Source organism: Corynebacterium poyangense, from assembly GCF_014522205.1.
Classification (GTDB): Bacteria; Actinomycetota; Actinomycetes; order Mycobacteriales; family Mycobacteriaceae; genus Corynebacterium; species Corynebacterium poyangense.
Genome location: NZ_CP046884.1, coordinates 1429977 through 1448651, shown reverse-complemented (window position 1 = coordinate 1448651; position 18675 = coordinate 1429977). Strand labels below are relative to the sequence as shown.

The window sequence follows — 18675 nt, the reverse complement described above, 5'->3', positions numbered from 1 at the left end:
TCGGATGAGAGAAGAAATATGTCAGAGAGCTAACCAAAAATGGGGGTGAGGGCAGGTGGTGGAAACAGAATTAGAGTTTTCTGAGTATGCTGACTACTTTCCCCATGATGATGGCGTCGTTGGCTTTTATGGGATCAAAACTTTCGTTGTGGGGAAGTAACCACACTCCTGAGCGATCGCGGTGGAATTCTTTGACTGTTGCTTCTCCATCGATCATGGCGGCGACGAATTCACCGACTTCTGCAACTGGTTGTGAACGAACAACTACCCAATCCCCGTCAAGAATGCCGGCGTCTTTCATGGAAAGCCCGACGACTTTGAGCATGAATAATTCACCATCTCCAACAATTTCTTCGGGAAGTGGGAAGTAGTCGGCAATATTTTCCTCAGCGAGGATAGGGGCTCCCGCTGCAATCTCCCCCACGATAGGAATGTAGCTAGGAGGGGTGCGTTCAGCGTCGATGTCGGGTTCAGGTTGTTTCGCACGCTGCTGTGGGGAGGTGTACTGATCCGGCAGTCGAAGATTCACGGTTCGCGGTTTATTTGGATCCCGCCGTAGATACCCTTTTTCTTCCAGAACCTTGAGCTGATAGGCGACGGATGAGGTTGACTGTAAACCAGTAGCGTCACCAATTTCTCTAATGCTCGGGGGGTATCCGCGAAGCACGACGGCGTCATTAATAACTTGCAAGATCCGCCGTTGACGCTCAGATAAATCTGACTGATCTAACTTCTTATTAACTGAGGTCCGAACCCCCTTTTTCCGCGGCATATACTTCCCCTTCTTCATCAATCTTCGATGCGGTACTTCACTTCACTGTACCTTACTTTAGCTCATCTTGGTACAGCTGTTCGACTAAAACACCGACAACTCTGGACAAATGTTCGAATTATTGCTATAAATCGAACATAGAAGCGAAGAAGAGAACGGGATGGTCCATTGGAAGGTCTAGTATCTCTAGCGCAGAACGTTCAATGACATTGAAATGAAAGGTATTCGGAAATGACTATTGCTCAGAAACCATGCATTTTAGGGCGCAATTTTCACGCTTCTCGGCCCTCTTTTAAAGGCCAGGTCTGGGATCCTCCTACTATGTCCAAGGATTCGGAGCATGGAGATAATGTGCGAACACTATCAGTGATGAATCGAACATATAAACGTGATTATGGCATTGCGGGAACGCAGGGGAATTCAGGAAACGGGAGTCGAAATTACCAGGTTCGACGCACCAACGTACTGAATTTTATTCTCGGAGGTGTGTTCGGATTGAGCCTCCTGGGAGGTTTTCTTTTTTTGGATAGTGTCGATGACCTCCACAGTAATTCTTATGGGACCCAGGCGGTTTCTCATGTACCAGCAGATCACTAGGATATACAGCTGAGAATTCTTCCTAGTGCGAGGTTGGCTTCATGCTCTGTCCTTTTTGTCAGACTCCTCATTCGAGAGTGATCGACTCACGGGTCATCGACGCGGGTATGACGATTAGGCGGCGACGAGAGTGCAGTAGTTGCGGTGGGAGATTTACCACTGTGGAAAAGGCGGTGCTTCTCGTTGTCAAAAGAAACGGTATTACTGAGCCTTTTAGTCGCGACAAACTGATCATTGGTGTACGTCGGGCGTGTCAAGGCCGGGATGTTTCCGACGATGCTTTGAAACTACTTGCTCAGGAAGTAGAGGAAGCTGTTCGGAAAAAGGGTAGTTCGCAGGTGGCGGCCAATGACATTGGTCTTGCAATTTTGGAACCTTTACGCCGGTTGGATGAGGTAGCCTACCTGCGTTTTGCTTCGGTATATAAGTCTTTCGATTCAGCAGAAGACTTTGAGAGCGAGATCAGGTTAATGCGTCGGAAATTTCGGCACGAAGAGTAGCTATTCGTGGTCAAGTGCTCCTAGCGAAACTAGCGCAGCTTATCTACTGCTTTTTGAATACGCCGCATAGAAACGGACTGAGCTGTCCCTAGACGTTGAGCGAAGAGACTAACGCGGAACTCCTCGATGAGCCACTGAATATCGCGAACAGCTGTGGACTGAGCTCTGTTCGGTGGAAGTTTCGTGAGCTTCTTCGCTAAATACTCTTGTGCTTCTTCCACTTGGTCCTGACGATCAGCGTCTCGATCCGGATCGCGGCTCATTTCCTCTAAACGAATTTCAATGGCTTGGAGATAACGTGGCAAGTGTTGAAGGCGGGAAATCCCATATTTCGTGAGTGCATTCTGAGGCAACATGAAGTCAAGCTGACTCTGCATATCCACGATTGCCTCGCCAGTCCAGGTGGCTAATTCGGCTTGAATTTTCTCAAATTTCACCAGCGCGGGGGCCAAGGCCACCACACTTTTCCTGACCCGACCTGGTACTTCATCTTTCACCTTCCCCAACAATATGGTGAATTCATCGGGGTCACGCACTGGGCCACCGTTTGCTATCAGAGCATCCCTGGTCGCCGCTATCCGAGCATCGTTGATAAGACCATCCGCGCCACCGTGAGGATAGCGATCAATAGCTACTTTTTGTTGCAAGGGAAGCCCTTTGATCATTGGTGCCACCCCAACAGTGATTTCCCGTAACAGGAGGGTGAGAATGCTGGTCATCATCGCCGTATCTGCTGCGGCCTGGGTAGGGAGAACCTTCATAGATAATCCTTGAGCGCTGACTACTAACGCGGGATATGCCTCAACGTTTTGTCCGTCCACTGTCGTCATGATGCTGCGAGGGATTGTCCCTAGCGTATCTTGATTCCAGGTTTTAACGACCGTGCTTTCCACATTGCGACTCACGCGACTAACTGATGACCTAATTTGCTGGCTTCGGCGCTTGACTAGGGCAGCTAAATCTTTATCCGCATCGACTATTTTTTGATGACGGTCAATAGCCGCATAGGACATCTTTAAATGCGGAGAGACTTTGCCAAGCTGAAAATCTTCCGCCGTGATACGTTGCCCCCCTAGATCACTGAGAATCTCAGCTAACTGAGCAGTCAGGGATGAGGCGTAGGGGCGTAGTCGTTGAAGAGCTTTCTCAGCATACTCAGGTGCCGGAACTATATTCCGCCTTAAAGTCTTCGGCAGGCTTCTAATCAGTTCGGTTAGCAATTCATAGCGCAACCCAGGAACCAACCAGTCAAATTCCGTGGCATCAATTGAAGCCAACATGGGCAGGGGAACATGCAAAGTAACCCCATCTTGAGGATGGCCGGGCTCAAAGCGATAAGACAAGTCAAATTGATGTTGAGAATGAGTCCACGAATTTGGGAAATCCACCTCGGTTGCTGCTTCGGCTTCTTCACTCAACAGAGCCTTTTTATCGAAATCTAAGAGGTGAGGGTGTTGTTGTTGATTCTTCTTCCACCAAGAGTCAAAAGACTTGCCGTGGGTTACGTACTCCGGCAGACGAGCATCATAAAACTGGAATAGTGCCTCATCATCGGCGACAATCCCACGGCGCCGTAGCCTATCTTCGACGTCTCCGGCTTCATCCAATGCAGCGAGATTCCGATGAAAGAACTCATGATGGGTGTTCCATTCCCCATCGACTAGTGCGTGGCGAATAAACATATCGCGGGCGGCACGTGGATCTATTCGGTGATAGGGAACAAGCCGGTCATCGACGACCGGGACACCAAAAAGAGTAGAGCGTTGATGTACCTGCGCAGCAACCTTCTTCGCAGACCACACAGGCTCGGAATAGTGATGCTTAAGCAAATGCGGCGCTAGATTCTCAGCCCATTCCGGCTTGATCTCAGCCACTTCACGAGCCCATAACCGAGATGTTTCGACGAGCTCCGCCGCCATAACAAAATGTGGCGGCTTTTTGGAAAGCGCCGATCCAGGGAAAATACGGAAACGGGTATTACGCGCACCCTGGAAATCAGGAGTGGAGGAATCCTTGACTCCGATATGAGATAGCAAACCCGATAGGAGGGATCGGTGAATTGCTTCAGGGTCACGTTGTTCGGCTCGGAATTCTGGCTCCGTCCAGCCCAAATCTTTTGTGACATCATGAAGCTGGGAAACTAAATCTCGCCATTCTCTGATTCGGAGATAATGGAGATATTCAGCTTTCATCCTTTTACGGAATTGGTTTCCTGATAGCTCTTTGCGCTGTTCATCAATATAATCCCATAAATTTAAAATCCCCAGGAAGTCACTTTTCTTATTTCTAAAGCGCGCATGTTTTTGGGCTGCTTGGGTCTGAAATTCTAAGGGACGTTCACGGACATCTTGTACCGTCATAGCCGCCACAACCACTATGGTGTCTCTGAGACAACCCAGTCGATCAGCCTCGATAAGCATCCTAGCCATCCGCGGATCAACCGGAATTTGCGCCAAGGTTTTTCCAACTTTCGTCAACACAGGTTCATGATGTTTTTCTTTGCCCTCTAAAGCCCCTAATTCATGAAGAAGTGCTATACCGTCTCGAATGGCTTTTGTATCTGGAGCTTGAACAAAGGGGAATTGGCTAATGTCTCCCAGATGTAAATGAGCCATATGCAAAATGACACTTGCCAGATTTGTTCTCAAAATCTCCGGATCGGTAAATTCCGGCCGAGCCAGAAAATCTTGCTCAGAATAAAGACGAATGGCAATACCTTCAGCAACTCGTCCGCACCGGCCAGCACGCTGATTGGCGCTAGCCTGAGAGATTTCCTCGATGGGTAGTCGTTGAACCTTAGTGCGAGAGGAATAACGTGAAATTCGAGCGGTTCCGGTATCTACCACATAGCGAATTCCGGGTACGGTGAGTGACGTTTCCGCGATATTGGTGGCCAAGACAATGCGTCGGCCCGAGTGAGGAGCAAAGACTCTGTGCTGTTCCTGGTTAGATAAGCGGCCGAAGAGGGGAGTGACGTCAACTCCTTTCCAGCGACGTCCCTCAATGGCTTCTAAAGCATCGCGGATATCTCTTTCTCCAGGGAAAAAGCATAAAATATCCCCGGGCCCTTCAGCCATGAGTTCTTCGCAGGCGGAGATTACACCATCTAGCGGATCAATATCGATAAGTTTTTTGCCCTTTTCTTGGGTTAAGGGTCGATACCGTATCTCGACTGGGTACGTTCGGCCAGTAACTTCAATAATGGGAGCTGGGGTGCCATCGGGCTGGGAAAAATGCTGGGCAAAACTCTCTGGGTCAATAGTAGCTGAGGTGATGATTACCTTGAGATCCGGTCTTTTCGGCAGCAGCTGTTTCAGATAACCCAGGAGGAAGTCAATATTTAAGCTGCGTTCGTGGGCTTCGTCGATGATGATGGTGTCATAGGCGTTAAAGAAGCGATCTCGCTGCATTTCTGCCAGCAAGATTCCATCTGTCATCAGCTTGATGCTGGTGTCTGGTGAAACGTGATCATCAAAGCGGATGGCGTAGCCCACTGTCGAGCCAATTGGTTGAGACAGTTCTTCGGCAATTCTTTCAGCAACACTGCGAGCGGCTAAGCGGCGAGGTTGAGTGTGACCGATCAGCCCCCGGCGCCCCCGGCCTATGTCGAGACAAATTTTGGGGATCTGTGTAGTTTTACCCGAACCTGTCTCGCCGGCAATAATAACGACCTGATTTTCTTCAATTGCCTTTGCGATGTCAGATCTGCGCGCACTCACCGGCAGTTGTTCCGGGAAAGACAACTCAGGGATTACGTCGAGACGACGTTGAAGGCGGTGTTCAGCGGCAGAAATATCTCGTGCGATAGCGTTGAGAGCGGAGCTGGAGCGGGCCTTTTTTAATCTCCGACGGAAGCGACGTTCCTCGATGAGGGAAACGTGGGGGAGTCGAGAAAAAAGATCAGCGCGGGTGGGGGAAGAGGCAGAGTGAGACATACTGAAGCTAGATTCTAGCTCTGTATCGGAGGAAACTCAGAGGAGCGCGCGACTTTGGCGAGCAACGGAATTAAAGGCTCGGGTGATCATCGCTCCGAAAGCCATAAATTCTTCTTCACGGGCACTGGAATGGCGATAGACCAGACCCACCCGGCGTCGGGCGGTGACATTGTCGTCGAACGTAGCCGTAGCTAAACCGGGGCGTTGGCATTCTGCTGCAACCGCGGATACGGGGACCAAGGTGCTACCCATGTGGCCAACAACAAGCTGCATGACGGTGGTCAAGCTAGACGCACGGGTAATAGCGTGGGCGGCATCTGAAGGCTTGATATTTGCCTGACGACACAGTTCAACAATTTGGTCATGGAGGCAATGCCCGTCATCTAATAACAGTAAGTCCAGATCTTCTAAACATTCCAGATCAAGGTCATGGCGACCGGCTAAGTTATGGCCTTCGGGCACCACAACAACGAAGTCTTCATAATAGAGCGGAATCTCACGCATCCCCGGTAATTCTGAAGGTACTGCCATAAGAGCCATATCAATTTGCCCGTCCCGGAGCATATTTTCCAGGTGGCGGGTTTGGTCTTCAACAATGCTGAGTTCCAGTTCTGGGTAGTCCGCGTGGACAAGCTTCAATAAGTCAGGAAGCAGATATGGGGCAATAGTAGGAATAATCCCCAACGTCAGCGACCCAGTAAGAGTGCCTTGAACGCCTTTGGATCGGGCTAAAAATGCATCGGCGGCATCAAGCGTGGCTTTAGCAAGAGGTAGAAGCTCTAATCCCGTGGGGGTGACTAACACCTTGCGCGTGGAGCGCTCAATCAATTGCACGCCGAGCCCAGTTTCTAATGACACGAGGGCCTGAGAAAGAGAAGGTTGGGAGATGCCTAATTTTGCTGCCGCAATGCCAAAGTGGCGGTTTTCAGCAACAGTAACGAATGTTCGAAGCTGAGCGAGGGTGGGTCGGTAGTCTTTATTAAACACACCTATAACTATAACGGACTTGGTTGTAATTTCCTATTGACGCGACGGGATTCGGTGTGCATAATGGGGGTCGTTGGCAGCCATTCGGTTGCCTTGGCCAGGAAATCTTAGATCTGGCCTAGAAAAGAACACTCTGAGGAGGAGTTAAGTTATGGCGATTTTGACCGTTGGCGAAAAGTTCCCCGAGTTCGAGCTCACCGCACTAAAAGGTGGAGACCTGCACAAGGCCAATGCGCAGCAGCCGGAGGACTATTTTGAGAACGTCTCGCTAGACAAGTACGAAGGTAAGTGGAAGGTTGTGTTCTTCTACCCGAAGGACTTCACCTTCGTGTGCCCGACGGAAATTGCAGCTTTCGGCAAGCTCAACGAGGAATTTGAAGATCGCGACACCCAGATCTTGGGTGGCTCCACCGACAACGAGTTCTCCCACTTCAATTGGCGGGCAACCCACCCTGAGCTGAAGGAAATCCCGTTCCCGATGTTCTCCGACATCCGTCACGATCTCATCCGTGCCCTGGGTGTGGAAAACTCCGCTGGTGTGGCTGATCGAGCTACCTTCATCATTGATCCCGACGGCATTATTCAATTTGTTTCGGTTACTCCCGACGCTGTGGGACGCAATGTCGATGAGGTGCTGCGCGTTCTCGACGCGTTGCAGTCTGAAGAAGTTTGTGCTTGCAACTGGCAGGCTAATGACCCCACGAAGAACATCGACAAGATGGAAGTTGTGCAGGGGGCTCTTAAGTAATGAGCATTGATAACTTGCGCTCCAGCCTGCCGGAATACGCCAAGGACCTCAAATTGAACTTGGGATCCTTGATTCGTTCCAGCGAGCTCAATGAACAGCAACTGTGGGGCTGCTTGCTGGCCTCCGCAGCAGCTACTCGAAATGATACGGTGTTCTCGGAAATCTCGGAAGAAGCCAGCGAGCATCTTTCCGATGAAGCTGTTAATGCTGCTTTAGGTGCCGCCAGCATCATGGCCATGAATAATGTGGCTTATCGGGCTAAGAACTGGCTCGGAGATGATTACGCCCAGGTCAAATTTGGTCTCCGGATGAACATCATTGCTAAACCCGGTGTGGAGAAGGCAGATTTCGAACTGTGGTCCATGGCTGCGTCGTCCATCAACGGTTGCGAGCACTGCTGTGTGGCCCACGCTCACACTGTTCGTGAAGAAGGTTTCAGCAAAGAACAGGTCTGGGAAGCTATTAAGATTGCTGCCGTAGTGCAAGCAGTTGCTCAGAGCATTCAGATCGAGGCTGCCCGCTAGTTAGAAGCTCGACGTCAACATAGCTCGTCGAACACACCTCACCGCCACCGGAAACTCCTCCGGTGGCGGTTGTGTTTTCTTAATTGCTCACTAATTCCAGTCGAGACAGTCTAACCTCACCCGCAGCATCGGACTCATCAAGATCAACATAAGCAACTAACTGGAAAGCGTTGTCGCCTTCGGGGTCTTTCATGATTTGACGAACCTTCCAGACCCGTCCAGCGCTGAGAGTTTGGTCTTCGATAGAGAAATATTCCGGACCGCGGGCGTCCGGCCCTAAATCTAGATCAGCGTAGTTATCAAAATAGTCATCGAGGGCTGCTGGCCAGTCAGGTTTATCAGCAGTATCCAGGTAATCAAGAATGTCGCTGAGTCTTTCCTCTTTTTCAAAGGCGAAAAGCTCGACCAGGCGGAACATGAAGTTTCGCACCATAATTCCAAAAGCTCGCCGATTAGCAGTCAGCGCGTCTGGATCACTGATGCCAAATGCGCGTTCTCGCTCCAAGGTTTCCGGAGTAATCGGAGTATCAGGATCAGACATTTGCGCCCATTCCTCCACGAGTGAGGAGTCAACCTGACGAATCATTTCACCTAGCCACTCAACAACATCATCTAGCTGATCGGTGTAGTATTCATCGGGCACTGAGCGGCTTAGCGTGCGCCATGCATCCGTGAGATAGCGAAGCACTACCCCTTCCGAACGCCCTAATCCGTACGTGGCAATCAGGTCAGAGAAAGTCATACCGTGCTCAATCATGTCTCTGACGACTGATTTCGGGGAGATATCGAATTCCTTAACCCAGGGGTGACCTTCGGCGAAGGTCACGAAGGCCTGCTCCAACTCATCAGCAAGTGGCATGGGGTAGGTGACGTCCTCGATAATGGACATGCGTTCGGTGTAATCTACCCCATCTGCTTTGAGAGCGGCTAATTCTTCACTGCGTTCAGCTCGCTGTTGAGCGTGAAGGACTTGACGAGGGTCATCAAGAATAGCTTCAAAAGTGCTAATGATGTCTAAGGTAAAAGTATCGGAGTCCGGATCTAAGAGACTCAATGCCGCTAGGGCAAAGGGGGAAAGGGGCTGGTTTAAGGCGAAATCCAAGGGGAGATCCTCGGTGAGGTGATAGATCCGTCCCTCATCATCGCGACCGTCGGGGACCTTAGCGACAATACCGGCGTTGACCAGGCCTTGAAAAAGATCAATCGCCGTTAAAATCTCTTGATTTTGTTTTGTCCGAGTATCATGGTTTTCTCGCAACAGGTGTTTAAGATGCTGATAGCCGTCCCCAGGCCGAGCGATGACGTTGAGAAGCATCGAATTCGATACCCTAAATTGCGACGTCAACGGTTCCGGTTCTTGTTGAGTCAACCGCTCGTAGGTCTTTTCCGTCCACGTAACTTCACCTGGCCGCGCTGCTTTTTTCCGGAGTTTCTTCAGTTTTTTCGGATCCTGGCCGGCTCGCTGCCGCAAACGCCAGTTTTCAATTTCATGTTCGGGTGCTTGAATCACGACAGTCCCACATGTATCAAAACCGGCTCGTCCAGCTCGTCCGGCGATTTGGTGAAACTCCCGAGACTTGAGAATGCGATCTCGATGCCCGTCGAACTTCGTTAATCCGGTCATAAGGACTGTTCGAATAGGGACATTGATCCCCACTCCCAGGGTGTCCGTACCGCAAATGACTTTTAATAGACCGGTTTGGGAAAGCTTTTCTACGAGGCGACGATATTTGGGAAGCATTCCGGCGTGATGAATTCCAATTCCGCGACGAAGGAGCTTGGAAAGCGTTTTCCCAAAAGTAGAACTAAACCGAAAATCACCGATTTCAGCAGCAATCTTCTCTTTTGTTTCGGAGTCGATAATGCGCATTGAGGTCAGCGCCTGGGCGCGTTCGGTGGCTTCTCGTTGGGAAAAATGCACGACATAGATGGGTGCTTTGGACGTCTTAAGTAATTCTTCGATCGTTTCGTGGATGGGGGTGTAGACGTAGGAAAACTCGAGGGGAACAGGTCTTTCTGAATTGGCAACTAAGGTGGTGGTTCTACCCGTTCGCTTGCTTAAATCCTCAGAGAGAGCATCAGTGTCTCCTAAGGTAGCTGACATTAATAGGAATTGCGCTTGAGGTAGTTCCAGAAGTGGAATCTGCCAGGCCCATCCGCGGTCTGGATCGGAATAGTAGTGGAATTCATCCATGATGACCTGGTCAATGCCGGAATCTGTACCTCGGCGAAGGGCGATATTTGCTACTACTTCCGCGGTGGCCGCAATAATAGGGGCACGTCCATTGACGGTGGCATCGCCGGTCATCATCCCCACGTTTTCGGGGCCGAAGGTTTCGCAGAGGGAGAAGAACTTTTCACTCACTAATGCTTTGATGGGTGCGGTATAAAAACTCCGCTGTCCCCGAGCGAGGGCGATAAAATGGGCGGCATTAGCCACCATCGACTTCCCGGAACCAGTTGGTGTCGCTAGGATTACGTTGTCGCCGGCGAGAATACCCAGAGATGCTTCTTCTTGGGCCGGGTAAAGGGTGATTCCGTGATCCCGAGTCCACGATACAAAGGAATCAAAAATAGATTCGTCGAGTAAGGACTCGGGAACGTCACGGAGGTCGGGCAGCATCGCTGAAAGATTCACAGCGACTAGCCTACTGGCTTAGTGTGGACCCTCGTTATATCCCTCGTCCTCAGGGGAGGGTGAGCCATCGGGATCATCCTCGAAAGTAGTATTATTCGGATCCCTACCTTCTTGAGGATCAGCCTTGAAAAGATCCTCAGGGAAATAGTGAGGATGGTTTTCTGGCGGATGCGGAGGCTCCTCCGGAAGCTCAAATAGCGGGGGGTGATGGTCCTCAGACCCCTGATGAGGTTGATCTAACCCAGCCAGGAAGCGTTCAAATTCCTCGCCAATTTGTTCCCCGGAGGGGACCTCAGGCTCTCCGGGTAGCATCGCTTGGGGATGGCTTTCTCGATATTGTGAGATCTCTTCATCATATTGCTGTTCTAGGGCAGCAACGATTTGCTGAATCTCTTGATTATCGGAAATGCCGTCGCTTACTTGCTCAGCAATTCTTTGGGCATCTCGTTCTAAACTTCCCAGAGGCAATTTCAGACCGCTGGCCTCGCTAACAGCTTGAAGCAACTTTAAGGCAGCCTCCGGGTAGGGAGATGCCGAGAGGTAGTGAGGCACTTGCGCGGTGTATCCCGCGACGTTTCGGCCCCGTCGGTGCAATTCCCGTTCCAAATACAGGGACGCTGAGCCGGGAACGATTAATCGAGAATCAAAACCGAACATCCGACGTAGCAGTTCCGGGGCATTACCATGGCCAGATACCACCAACGGGCGGGTGTGAGGTACAGTCATCGGCGCTGAGTACAGGCTAATGGTGTTGGTGACGTCGAACTGCTCAACTAAATCCGCTACAGCCTGCGTGAAAGCTTCCCAACGTAAATCTGGTTCGGGGCCGCTGAGAAGAAGGAATGAATGACCTTGGGGGTCCCGAAGGACACGCATATCCAAGGTCAAATCTTCGCTATTGGTGATGTTGTTGTGTTCGATGGTCACGGCTGGACGGCGAGAGCGGTAATCGATGAGTTCATCATTGTTGAAATGGGCGAGAGGCCGGCTGTCGAGAGCAGCCTTGAGATGATCTGAGGCCAATTCGATGGCATGGCCAGCATCGGCATAACCCTGCAGCGCCACAACGAGGGTTGTTTGCCCATTCCCTTCAGATTTTACGCTAGGAGAAGGGTACTCCAGTTCATACATGCGGCGATTGGGTTCCGTCATGAGTCACCTTCCTCCATCTCTGCTATTACTGCCGTTGGCTATTTGTAGCACATCAAGTGCAACATATTAGCCGTGACGTTCATTCCCGCGTAAGGAACTATCTTAACTCACGATGGGCACTGGAAGAATTCGAGAAAACTATGTCAGTGGATCTGGGGAAAACTCTAGATGCTGAAAAGTTTTCCACAGATCTCCCTGATAGGAATAGTGAATAATGTCAATGGTTCGAGATTATCCAGTCATGACTAGTTCTCCACGATTTTCTACTCCAGGTGGTCTATTCGCAAACATACCGGGGATTCTCGGCTTCTACCCCCATGATTCGGTGGTGTTTCTTGCCTTTTCACCCCGAAAACCAGACGGCTATATTTTAGGTCCGACGCTTCGTATTGACTGCGCCTTACTTCATAGTGACCACGGCCGAGAAACTTGTGAATCCATCATGGATCATCTGGATGAGATTAGCGTAGAAATGGTCATTGCTTTGGTCCTTTCCCGAGATGCAGCACTTCGGAATAAGACGAGCAAGAAGCTTTCAGATCTGCGGCAGGAACTAACAAACTGCCACAAAATCGAGGCATGTTTCGAGACTACGGAGATCTGTACTGAGGAGCCATTTTGGCTAGCTTGGACGGCTTCCGAGATTATTGCTCCATCCGAATGGGGAAGCGGCAGAATGAGCAGCGTTGTTGCAGCACCATCGATGGCAGCTCTGATTAAAGAAGGAACTCTCCCAGAATTAGATCGAGACTCGGCCTATCAATTCTTCGATTATGGAAACCCATTTTGGGATGATGGTGACCTAGTCGAAATCCAGAATGAGGTTCGTGAGCACTACTACAACAAGGTCAAGATCCTTGAGAGTGGAGTCGACGTTGAAGTAGCCTCAGCGCTCAAGCGAAAATATAGCCGTCAGATCAGGAAGTATGGTGATTTCGTTCAACAATTCACAGCTGAAGATATCATGAGCCGGCGTGACCTGTTAGTGGACGGCGCCAGCTTCATGAGCAGCGTGATGTCGCGCGACGCGTTTTTAAACTTTGCGGTGGAACGCGGATCAGAAGCCATGAAAATAATGATTGCTGTTGCACGTAGCTTTGAAGGAACCATTCGAGCAAATGCACTGTGCTGTTATGCCGTGGGAGCCCTTGCAGTGGGATTAGGTATGAGAATTCAACCCGCAGTTGCTGCAGCTCTGATGGAAGAACCTGAGCACAACCTCGCTCGGTTGATACTAGAAGCGGCCTGCTATGGGCAGTACCAGCATATTCTGGAAGCTGCTGGCAACAAGGGCTAAGAGTTTTCGCTTCAGCGAGGAGCGGAATGTGCTTTGTCCCGAAGCTGACGAGTGAACTCCCAGGCATCAGAAACAATGGTTCGCAAATCGGTCCGGCTGGGCGACCACCCGAGTTCGGAGATGATCTTGTCCGAGGAAGCTATTAACACTGCAGGGTCGCCAGCGCGCCGAGGTGCTACTTCCGCGGGAATGGGATGCCCAGTGATCTCCCGGCACATCTCGATGACTTCTTTCACGGAATATCCATCACCGGAGCCTAGGTTAAAGATTCGGTGAGTGCCGGGGATATTGCTGTTGAGCGCTAGTAGATGGGCGTCGGCTAAGTCTCGAATATGGATATAGTCTCGCACGGCAGTGCCATCTTTGGTTGGCCAATCATCGCCAAAAATGAAGATTTTTTCGCGATGCCCCAGGGCAACCTGAAGGATGAGAGGAATAAGATGGGTTTCTATTTCTCGGTTTTCACCAATCATCCCGTAGGCGCCGGCAACATTAAAGTATCTTAAACTTGTTGCGCCAATGCCATGGGCGTGAGCATAGGAGGAAATGGCGTAATCGATCGATAGCTTGGTAGCACCGTAGGGATTAGTAGGGGAGGTAGGAAAATCCTCCGTGATAGGTACGGTTACTGGTTCCCCATACGTGGCTGCCGTAGAAGAAAATACTAGGTTATTGACTCTATTGGCGACCATGGCGTCGAGCAAAGCCAGGGTAGTGACCATATTGCCATGCCAGTATTCTTCGGGCTTTTCCACTGATTCGCCCACGAGAGATCGGGCGGCAAAGTGAACAACCCCGTCAAAGCCTCCCTCGCCAAGGACTGACGCGGCGAGATCTTTGACATCCCCGTGGATAAATCGCGCCCCAGAGGGGATGGCATCACGGTTTCCAGTACTGAGGTTGTCGATAACTACTACCTCGTGGCCGTGTTCACAAAGCACTGCAGCACAAACGCTGCCGACATAGCCGGCAGCGCCAGTAACCAGGAGTTTCATGAGAGAAAAGAAACCTCTTATATCTTCTCGATCCGGATAGCGTGAGCCAAGTCATCGGTCAACGCAATTTCTGAGCCGCCTTTATACAGCACGATGTGGCCATAATTATTAGCGACTTCCACTTCGGCGCCGATCACAGCACCAGCCTCGGTCATTTCCGAATACTGATCCCGTTCATTTTGAAGAATCTCGTTGATCTGCAAAAGGCGAGCTTTCCAGGTTTCGCCAATCGGGATATCCGCTGCACGCGTTCCCGGGTTGGTGGCTTTTTTAGCCTTGTAACCTAGCTCTTCGAGACCAGGAATAGGGTTTCCGAAAGGGGAGTAGGTAGGGTCGTCGAGCCTCTCGATAAGTCGACGCTCAACTTCATCGCTCATGACGTGTTCCCAGCGGCAGGCTTCGTCATGAACCTGGTGGATATCCATACCAAGAATATCAGTCAGGAGGCGTTCTGCCAGACGGTGTTTACGCATCACGGCGGTGGCTCGAGCACGGCCCGCCTCGGTCATTTCTAGGCTACGGTCCGGACGGACAATAAGAAGTCCGTCGCGTTCCATCCGGGCGACAGTTTGCGAGACAGTGGGCCCAGATTGTTCAAGCCGCTCTGCGATACGTGCGCGAAGTGGAACAATTCCCTCCTCTTCCAGCTCATACACGGTGCGCAGATACATCTCGGTGGTATCAACCAAGTCCTTCACGTCTGTGACCTTTCTTAAGAAGTTCCGGCAACGAGGCACGGCTGGATGGGTGGAGTCGACATTAGCTAGACTACACTTATTTGTTCTCCAGAGGGTGATAAACCTGTCTTAAATGTTGACCGATTTTGGTCATCATTCCGACAACTCAGCCTCAAAATTTTAGTGTGCGTAATCTCGCAGCCGAGCCGCACGATCTCCATCACGGAGTTTGCTCATCACTTCGCGTTCGATTTGCCGAACCCGTTCGCGTGATAATCCGAAGCGACGCCCAATCTGATCCAACGTTCGGGGAACTCCGTCATCTAAACCGTAGCGAAGGCGAATGACATCTTGTTCTCTTTCTTCCAGAGTGGATAGAACAGAGCGAATGTCAGAGTGACGAAGAGAAGCAACAACTGCGGTTTCAGCGTCGGTAGCCTCAGCGTCTTCAATAAAATCGCCCAAGGGGGCTTCTTCATCCGCACCCACCGGCATATCTAAGCTCACCGGGTCACGAGACTGCCGCAGTAACAGTTCGATTTTGGATTCCTCAATGCCAGATTCTTCCGCCAATTCTTCATTGGTCGCTTCTCGACCCAAATTTTGGTACATCTCCCGCTTGATCCGGGATAGCTTGTTAACTTGTTCCACCAAATGGACGGGGAGGCGGATCGTGCGTGACTGATCCGCCATCCCGCGGGTAATCGCCTGCCTAATCCACCAGGTTGCGTAGGTAGAGAATTTAAAACCCTTGGAGTAGTCAAACTTTTCCATGGCGCGGATCAGCCCCAGGTTCCCTTCCTGAATGAGATCCAGAAGTGGCATTCCTCGACCGGTATAACGCTTAGCTAAGGAAACAACCAGGCGGAGGTTGGCTTCTAAGATATGAGATCGAGCCTTCTTCCCCTGCCGGGCAAGCACCTTTAAATCCCGCTTCATGGCGCGGGTATGTTTACGCTCAGGATCACTAAGAAGGTGTTCGGCATAGAGCCCAACCTCAATTTGCTGCGCTAACTCCACCTCATCTTCAGCGCTAAGTAGGGCGGTTTTTCCGATCCCGTTGAGATAAACGCGAACGAGATCCTGAGAGGGATTATCGTTCGTCTGCCCCCGTCGACTGCCGCGATCATTGTCCTGGTCCAGTTCCTCATCATGGTCGTGCAGGGACGCTTGCGTCATGTACGCCTCCTCAGGGTTTCGCCGTTAACTACCGTTAACAACGCATGTCTAAAGTAAATAGTTCCGTTACCCCCAACTGGGGCTAATCGCATTCCACAAGGACAGTAAACGGCCCATCATTAACTGAAGAAACTTGCATCATCGCCCCAAATTTCCCCTCCTCAACGGGGATTCCGCGGCTGCGCAGTCCCTCGGCGATCTTCACCATGATCGGCCGGGCCTCCTCCCCAGAGGCGGCGTCTGACCAGGATGGGCGTCGCCCCTTCTTGGTGCGCCCCATCAACGTAAATTGGCTAACTAAAAGAACCGGAGCACCAAGTTCAACAACACTTTTTTCACCCTCAAGGATTCGCAACTCAGCAATTTTGCGGACCATTGTTTCCCAGGCGTCATCGGAATCATGATGCCCTACACCGACCAGCGCTAAAATCCCACCCGTATCAGGGCAATCAATAGCACCAACAACTTCTCCATCCACGGTCACCGAGGCTTGGGTGACCCGAGTCAATACCGCTTTCATAGATCCTTTCCTTCATCGCTATCACTTACCAGGTCAGCCGGTAAAACTAAGCCGTGACGAATAAGATCGACGACAGCTGTCTCCACCTGCTCAAGCAAACAGCTTCCATCTACCGGTTCTTCTAGATCCAAGCCCTGGACCGTCGCGTAGAGCTCTGCGACCTCGTATAGGGTCATGCCTTCGGGCTGGAGACCGGAGATAATGCTGGCTAATGCATCATCAATTTCGTGGCTAAACTGTGGCCCGTCGGTTCGAGTAAGCCGTGTGACTGCCGGCCGAAAGCCCATGCCGGTGTCCCTATCGCGGACACTAATTTCTTCTTTTGCCACGTTGGGGCGTACCTGGAATAGGCTATGGCGAAGCTCCTCGGAGCTATGTTCCCGCAACCATGTTGTGCGGGTGAAGTATTCGGCGATTTCCGGTCCTAGCGGGTCACGAAGGGGTTGTGGGATTTCTTCAGCAACTACTTCGCTGGGGTGATGGTCTGCTAGGCGTTCGATGGCGATAATTCCGAACCCAATGCTGTTGACCCCAGCTTGAGAAAAATGCTGTAGCCATTGCGCTGAGCGGGATTGGGCGAGGGAAGAGCGAGGATCTAAGCCTTCGTCTTTGAGCCAGGTGCCTACATATAATTCGGGGTCGACGTTGTCGCGCTGAATAACCCAGGCGTTAAAGCCGTGATCGGGCAGCCAGGCTGAGACACGATGCTGCCAGGGCAGCTTCTCTTGATGAACCCAAGCACCGAGGAGGAAAGCTTGCCCGCCCGGTGCTAAATGCTGACAGGATTGGGTGATCACCAATTGAGTTGCGCCGTCGAGATCTAACCCGGAGTCTCGATACACATGTCCGATATCGGGTGGGCCAACCACAAAAGGCGGATTGGCGACAATGCGGTCAAAAGTTTCTCCTTGGACCGGCTCAAACCACGGACCTAGTCGGAGTTGAACCTCTTTGCTCCGGGGATGGAGGGCCTGCGCGGAAGCAAAGGTTGCTTCGGCATAGCGTAGTGCCGGGGCGTGGATGTCAGTAGCGATGATTTCTTGGGCACAGGACCATTGCCCAAGCGCTTGGATGCCGGATCCGCAGCCTAGATCCAGGAGACGAGAAACTGGGGTCGTTGGGGTGGCGTTAAGCAGTGACAAACTGGCAGCGCCGACTCCTAACACATGATCTGTGCTGGGGGTGTGCTGGTGCATGGAGGCGTCGCGATCAGAGAAAACCCAGTGATTAAGGCCGGAGAGGTGGTGGGGGCGAATATCGATGGGGCATTGCCACTGTTCCGGGTGATCGGGTTGATAGACGAGGAGTCCGGTGATGGTGCAGAGCTGAAACAACTCCGGAGACATAAGTGAATGCAGGGTTGAGGTGGGGAGTGAATCACCCAAAATTAACAGCCGAATCCAGGTATGAAGCGGATCAATCTTGGGTGAAGAACCTGTTGTGTTAGCACGTTCCTCTAATCGAAAACGCACAGCTCCAGGTTCACCGCGATACAACGCCGCTGTGGCCGAGGGCCCTAGATAGTCCGCCAGCCCCTGGGAGGTGTAGGAGTGTTGTTGCCACAGCGGAGCGAGATGGGCAGCGACGTCACGAAGATCCGCCTGAGTGGGATCGCTCATCTAGGATTGTCCTTCCGGATCAGAGGGCTCTGAATGATCAATGATGATCGGAAGATTATCGGAATGCTCTGGCGGTGGTGCTAAGGAGGGGCGTTGAGGAGGTGAGAGTTGTGGATTGTGCTGCTCTCTTGCCAATGCCGGTTTATAAACCTTCGGTGCGCGTTTATCCCGGGGTTCACCTCGAAGGTTGGCAAAAACGACCGCGATCCATGGAAGGGGGATGGAAATCAGAAAAAGCGAGGCGCTGAGCCACATATTTCCGAGCCACCAGTAGGTTAATAAGGCCAGAATGATGAGGGGGATTCTGGAAAGCTGGATCCAGGCATATAGTCGCTCTCGATGTTTGAGATCTTCTTGAGGTGATCGACGTGCATCGGTAATGAGTTGGGCCCGACGTTTACTAATCCCCCACCGGAAGGCCGGGCGATCAGGTTGGCGAGACGTGGCGTTAGTATGATCGGGTTCCTCGGGGACGTCGTCGATAGTCTCCTCATTCATGTCCTCAGAGTAACCTCTGAGAGGGGAAGGCACTGCC

General features: G+C 51.4%; 16 protein-coding genes. 5 read left to right on the top strand and 11 right to left on the bottom strand.

The window, feature by feature from the left end; genetic code table 11:
• Positions 1 to 70: 70 nt before the first annotated feature.
• Positions 71 to 772, bottom strand: a complete 702-nt coding sequence (gene lexA / locus GP475_RS06805; RefSeq protein WP_187973691.1) for a transcriptional repressor LexA — start codon at positions 770 to 772, stop codon at positions 71 to 73.
• 231 nt (positions 773 to 1003) lie between these two features.
• Here lexA and GP475_RS06800 point away from each other — a divergent pair, with 231 nt between their 5' ends.
• The gene (locus tag GP475_RS06800; RefSeq protein ID WP_187973690.1) at positions 1004 to 1369 is read left to right on the top strand and encodes a hypothetical protein; all 366 of its coding nucleotides are present in this window, start codon (positions 1004 to 1006) and stop codon (positions 1367 to 1369) included.
• Positions 1370 to 1410: 41 nt separating this feature from the next.
• Positions 1411 to 1869, top strand: a complete 459-nt coding sequence (gene nrdR / locus GP475_RS06795) for a transcriptional regulator NrdR (RefSeq protein ID WP_187973689.1) — start codon at positions 1411 to 1413, stop codon at positions 1867 to 1869.
• A gap of 29 nt (positions 1870 to 1898) precedes the next feature.
• On the opposite strand, the gene hrpA is transcribed toward nrdR, so the two are convergent.
• Entirely contained in the window at positions 1899 to 5804 is a 3906-nt protein-coding gene (hrpA, locus tag GP475_RS06790) for an ATP-dependent RNA helicase HrpA (RefSeq protein ID WP_187973688.1), read from the bottom strand.
• 36 nt (positions 5805 to 5840) lie between these two features.
• The gene (locus tag GP475_RS06785) at positions 5841 to 6791 is read right to left on the bottom strand and encodes a hydrogen peroxide-inducible genes activator (protein WP_187973687.1); all 951 of its coding nucleotides are present in this window, start codon (positions 6789 to 6791) and stop codon (positions 5841 to 5843) included.
• 151 nt (positions 6792 to 6942) lie between these two features.
• Here GP475_RS06785 and GP475_RS06780 point away from each other — a divergent pair, with 151 nt between their 5' ends.
• Both GP475_RS06780 and GP475_RS06775 read left to right on the top strand, forming a co-directional pair.
• Positions 6943 to 7539: a peroxiredoxin gene (locus GP475_RS06780; protein ID WP_187973686.1), complete on the top strand. Its 597-nt coding sequence runs from the start codon at positions 6943 to 6945 to the stop codon at positions 7537 to 7539.
• Positions 7539 to 8063: a carboxymuconolactone decarboxylase family protein gene (locus GP475_RS06775; protein WP_187973685.1), complete on the top strand. Its 525-nt coding sequence runs from the start codon at positions 7539 to 7541 to the stop codon at positions 8061 to 8063. The genes GP475_RS06780 and GP475_RS06775 overlap by 1 nt, the downstream gene beginning before the upstream one ends.
• 79 nt (positions 8064 to 8142) lie before the next feature.
• Here the strand turns inward: GP475_RS06775 and GP475_RS06770 are convergent, their stop codons facing one another.
• Both GP475_RS06770 and GP475_RS06765 read right to left on the bottom strand, forming a co-directional pair.
• Positions 8143 to 10686 (bottom strand): DEAD/DEAH box helicase, encoded by a 2544-nt coding sequence (locus GP475_RS06770; protein ID WP_187975836.1) that lies wholly within the window; start codon positions 10684 to 10686, stop codon positions 8143 to 8145.
• Positions 10687 to 10719: 33 nt separating this feature from the next.
• Positions 10720 to 11853: a PAC2 family protein gene (locus GP475_RS06765; protein ID WP_187973684.1), complete on the bottom strand. Its 1134-nt coding sequence runs from the start codon at positions 11851 to 11853 to the stop codon at positions 10720 to 10722.
• Positions 11854 to 12067: 214 nt separating this feature from the next.
• On the opposite strand from GP475_RS06765, the gene GP475_RS06760 reads away from it, so the two are divergent.
• A complete protein-coding gene (locus GP475_RS06760; protein ID WP_187973683.1) occupies positions 12068 to 13150 on the top strand; it encodes a DUF4192 domain-containing protein in 1083 nt (360 codons plus the stop codon).
• An 11-nt stretch (positions 13151 to 13161) separates the two neighbouring features.
• On the opposite strand, the gene galE is transcribed toward GP475_RS06760, so the two are convergent.
• The 6 genes from galE to GP475_RS06730 form a co-directional block, all read right to left on the bottom strand.
• Positions 13162 to 14145: a UDP-glucose 4-epimerase GalE gene (gene galE, locus GP475_RS06755; protein WP_187973682.1), complete on the bottom strand. Its 984-nt coding sequence runs from the start codon at positions 14143 to 14145 to the stop codon at positions 13162 to 13164.
• Positions 14146 to 14162: 17 nt separating this feature from the next.
• Positions 14163 to 14843, bottom strand: coding sequence for a metal-dependent transcriptional regulator (locus tag GP475_RS06750; protein ID WP_187973681.1), 681 nt, complete (start codon positions 14841 to 14843; stop codon positions 14163 to 14165).
• A gap of 159 nt (positions 14844 to 15002) precedes the next feature.
• A complete protein-coding gene (locus GP475_RS06745) occupies positions 15003 to 16001 on the bottom strand; it encodes a sigma-70 family RNA polymerase sigma factor (RefSeq protein WP_187973680.1) in 999 nt (332 codons plus the stop codon).
• Positions 16002 to 16083: 82 nt separating this feature from the next.
• Positions 16084 to 16521: a D-aminoacyl-tRNA deacylase gene (dtd, locus tag GP475_RS06740; RefSeq protein ID WP_187973679.1), complete on the bottom strand. Its 438-nt coding sequence runs from the start codon at positions 16519 to 16521 to the stop codon at positions 16084 to 16086.
• Positions 16518 to 18140, bottom strand: coding sequence for a DUF7782 domain-containing protein (locus GP475_RS06735; RefSeq protein ID WP_187973678.1), 1623 nt, complete (start codon positions 18138 to 18140; stop codon positions 16518 to 16520). The genes dtd and GP475_RS06735 overlap by 4 nt, the downstream gene beginning before the upstream one ends.
• The gene (locus GP475_RS06730) at positions 18141 to 18638 is read right to left on the bottom strand and encodes a DUF3099 domain-containing protein (protein WP_187973677.1); all 498 of its coding nucleotides are present in this window, start codon (positions 18636 to 18638) and stop codon (positions 18141 to 18143) included.
• Between the last annotated feature and the right edge of the window lie 37 nt (positions 18639 to 18675).